The 2,853-nt window shown below is 69.8% G+C and carries 4 protein-coding genes; 2 read left to right on the top strand and 2 right to left on the bottom strand.

What is annotated here, in order from left to right:
• The first annotated feature begins 313 nt into the window (after positions 1 to 313).
• The gene (gene amaB, locus BRAS3809_RS14370; protein ID WP_052523422.1) at positions 314 to 1,861 is read left to right on the top strand and encodes an L-piperidine-6-carboxylate dehydrogenase; all 1,548 of its coding nucleotides are present in this window, start codon (positions 314 to 316) and stop codon (positions 1,859 to 1,861) included.
• A gap of 76 nt (positions 1,862 to 1,937) precedes the next feature.
• Complete coding sequence (locus BRAS3809_RS14365; protein ID WP_008962828.1) at positions 1,938 to 2,135, top strand: DUF3606 domain-containing protein; 198 nt, start codon at positions 1,938 to 1,940, stop codon at positions 2,133 to 2,135.
• Here the strand turns inward: BRAS3809_RS14365 and BRAS3809_RS14360 are convergent.
• Positions 2,132 to 2,344 carry a hypothetical protein gene (locus BRAS3809_RS14360; RefSeq protein WP_008962827.1) on the bottom strand — a complete coding sequence of 71 codons (213 nt, stop codon included), beginning with the start codon at positions 2,342 to 2,344 and terminating at the stop codon, positions 2,132 to 2,134. The two genes, BRAS3809_RS14365 and BRAS3809_RS14360, sit on opposite strands and share 4 nt — an antisense overlap.
• 89 nt (positions 2,345 to 2,433) lie before the next feature.
• A complete protein-coding gene (locus tag BRAS3809_RS14355) occupies positions 2,434 to 2,694 on the bottom strand; it encodes a hypothetical protein (RefSeq protein WP_008962826.1) in 261 nt (86 codons plus the stop codon).
• Positions 2,695 to 2,853: the final 159 nt, after the last annotated feature.

Genomic DNA, 2,853 nt, shown 5'->3' with positions numbered 1-2,853 from the left:
GTGTTCAGAGGGCTCGTCGAACTCACCAGCCCGGACGCTGCGGCGTCGCGGGGTCTTTCTCGTGCGTCCCGCGGCGGAAGCGGCGGTAGGCTCCGGATGGGGCTTCGTGCGACCTCCAGCGGTTTGACCGGACTGCGTGGGCGGCTGATGGAAGGGCAGGCCGGCTAACGGCCTGGGACACATCGCCAAGTGGCCGATTGCACAGCGCCGGGTGCTCGCGCGCTCGCGGATTATGATCTACACGGGGGCGTCCATGATCGACCACACACGATGTCCCGCTCGCAACGGCGCGAGAGACGATACGGAGTTGCAGATGTCCCCCAGCCACCAGCCCCTCCATCTTGCTGCGGAAACGACTGAGATCCTGACCTCGCTCGGCGTCGCGCCGGAGCGGCTGCGCGGCGGCACGCGCGCCGCCCGCTCGCCGGTCACGGGCGAGGTGCTGGCGCAGGTACGGGACGACACCCGGGCGGATGCGACGGCGGTGATCGCGCGCGCCCACGCGGCGTTCCTGCAGTGGCGGCTGGTGCCGGCGCCGAAGCGCGGCGAACTGGTGCGGCTGTTCGGCGAGGAGTTGCGCGCCCACAAGTCGGCGCTCGGCCGGCTGGTGTCGATCGAGGCCGGCAAGATCGTCTCCGAGGGGCTCGGCGAGGTCCAGGAGATGATCGACATCTGCGACTTCGCGGTCGGCCTGTCGCGCCAGCTCTATGGCCTGACCATCGCCACCGAGCGCGCCGAGCACCGCATGATGGAGACGTGGCATCCCCTGGGGGTCACCGGCGTGATCTCGGCGTTCAATTTTCCCGTCGCGGTGTGGGCCTGGAATGCGGCCATCGCGCTGGTGTGCGGCAACAGCGTCGTCTGGAAGCCCTCGGAGAAGACGCCGCTGACGGCGCTCGCGTCCGATGCGCTGCTCGCGCGCGCGCTCGCCCGCTATCGCAGCGAGGGCGGCGTCGCGCCGGAGGGGCTCGCGGGCCTGATGCTCGGCGGGCGCGAGGTCGGCGAGATGCTGGTCGACGATGCCAGGGTGCCCTTGGTGTCGGCGACCGGATCGACCGCGATGGGGCGCGTGGTCGGCGCCTGCCTCGCCGGCCGTTTTGCCCGCGCGATCCTCGAGCTCGGCGGCAACAATGCCGCGATCGTCACGCCCACGGCCGATCTCGATCTGACCTTGCGCGCGGTGGCGTTCGCCGCGATGGGCACGGCCGGCCAGCGCTGCACCAGCCTGCGCCGCCTGTTCGTTCATGCCGATGTCTACGAGCAGCTCGTGCCGCGCCTGAAGCAGGCCTATGGATCGGTGTCGATCGGCAACCCGCTGCAGCCGGGCACCCTGATCGGTCCGCTGGTCGACCGCGCAGCCTTCGAGGCGATGCAGGACGCGCTGAGCGCGGCGCGGGATCATGGCGGGCGCGTGTTCGGCGGCGAGCGCGTCGCGGTCGGCGGCTGTGAGGAGGCCTATTACGTGCGCCCGGCGCTGGTCGAGATCGCCACGCAGAGCGGGCCGGTGGAGCGCGAGACGTTTGCGCCGATCCTCTATGTGATGCCGTATCGCGACCTCGAGGTCGCGCTCGAGCTGCACAATGCTGTGCCGCAAGGGCTGTCGTCCTCGATCTTCACCAACGATCTGCGCGAGGCCGAGCTGTTCGTGTCGTCGCGCGGCTCCGACTGCGGCATCGCCAACGTCAATATCGGCCCGTCGGGCGCAGAGATCGGCGGCGCCTTCGGCGGCGAGAAGGAGACCGGCGGCGGCCGCGAGTCCGGCTCGGATGCCTGGAAGGCCTATATGCGCCGCGCCACCAACACCGTGAACTACGGCCGCAGCCTGCCGCTGGCGCAGGGCGTCAAGTTCGATCTGGGGTGAGCGATGCGGTGTGTCTCCTCTGTTCGCGGAACCGGTTTGCGGATTCGTGCGTTGCGCGCTGACAAGGAGATGCACCATGGCAGCAAAGAAGAAGACCTCGACGGCGAAGTCGTCGCGCGGACGCAAGCAGGATCGCGCCCGCGTCGCCGGCGGCCAGGACTACGAAGTCCGCTACGAAGCCAAGAAGACCGGCCGCTCGGCCTCGGCCGTGAAGAAGGCGGTCAAGAAGGTCGGCAACAGCCGCAAGACAGTCGAGCGCAAGCTCGCGCGCTAATGCTTCTGCGGCCGCTGCGGCGGCCGCAGCGAACTCCTGGTCCAGCCGAGCGCCCGCGGCGAATGCAGCGGATCGGGGCCGTCGCAGGCGGGGCAGATCAGCTCGCGGCAGTCACCGGGACGACCAGGCCCGTTCTCGCGCACCTTCAGCGGCCGGCCGCAGATCGGGCAGGGCTTGCGCAGCAGCCACGCAGTGGGACGCTTGAGCACGATGACCTCTCCCGGGCGAGGCCACAGCCTAGGCCGAAATATGGCCGGCGCGGAATCACTTATTTGAATCGTGGCATTTCTTCCGGCTCTCAGGGCCGTGAGCACTCCGGACAGCTGTCGCCGATCGCGGCGATGACCTGCTCGATGGCCGCGACTGCGTCCGAGCTGCAGGTGCCGCGCGGCGGATCGTCGCGCGCGAGCTCGAGCGCCCGCGCCAGCGCGTGCGGATCGCCGCGCTCGCGCATCCAGCCGTGCTCCTCGCATTCGACGATCGCTCCGGCCTCCTGCAGGGTGGCGATCGCCCAGCCTTCCAGGCTGCGGATCGCCGGGCGTGTGACAGATGTGGGCATGGGCGAATCTCTCCTGCGGAGAGAATCCACCACCTCGGCCGCATTTCCAGGCCGTTCGCGCAGGGCTGGGATTCCGCAATGGAGGGACTGGCGGGGCGCAGAATCTCGCTGCCCCCGCTTGAGATCGCGCCGCGCTGCGGCCATCCTGCTGCAACGCGG

It is taken from the genome of Bradyrhizobium sp. STM 3809 (assembly GCF_000239795.1).
In the GTDB taxonomy this organism is placed as follows: domain Bacteria; phylum Pseudomonadota; class Alphaproteobacteria; order Rhizobiales; family Xanthobacteraceae; genus Bradyrhizobium.
Note: the sequence above shows the minus strand (reverse complement) of the source record. Positions and strands in the feature narration are given on the sequence as shown.

Bases quoted from the DNA above. Each gene is read 5' to 3' on its own strand.
- amaB (WP_052523422.1), top strand. From the start codon at position 314: ATGTCCCCCAGCCACCAGCCCCTCCATCTTGCTGCGGAAACGACTGAG.
- BRAS3809_RS14365 (WP_008962828.1), top strand. From the start codon at position 1,938: ATGGCAGCAAAGAAGAAGACCTCGACGGCGAAGTCGTCGCGCGGACGC.
- BRAS3809_RS14355 (WP_008962826.1), bottom strand. From the start codon at position 2,694: ATGCCCACATCTGTCACACGCCCGGCGATCCGCAGCCTGGAAGGCTGG.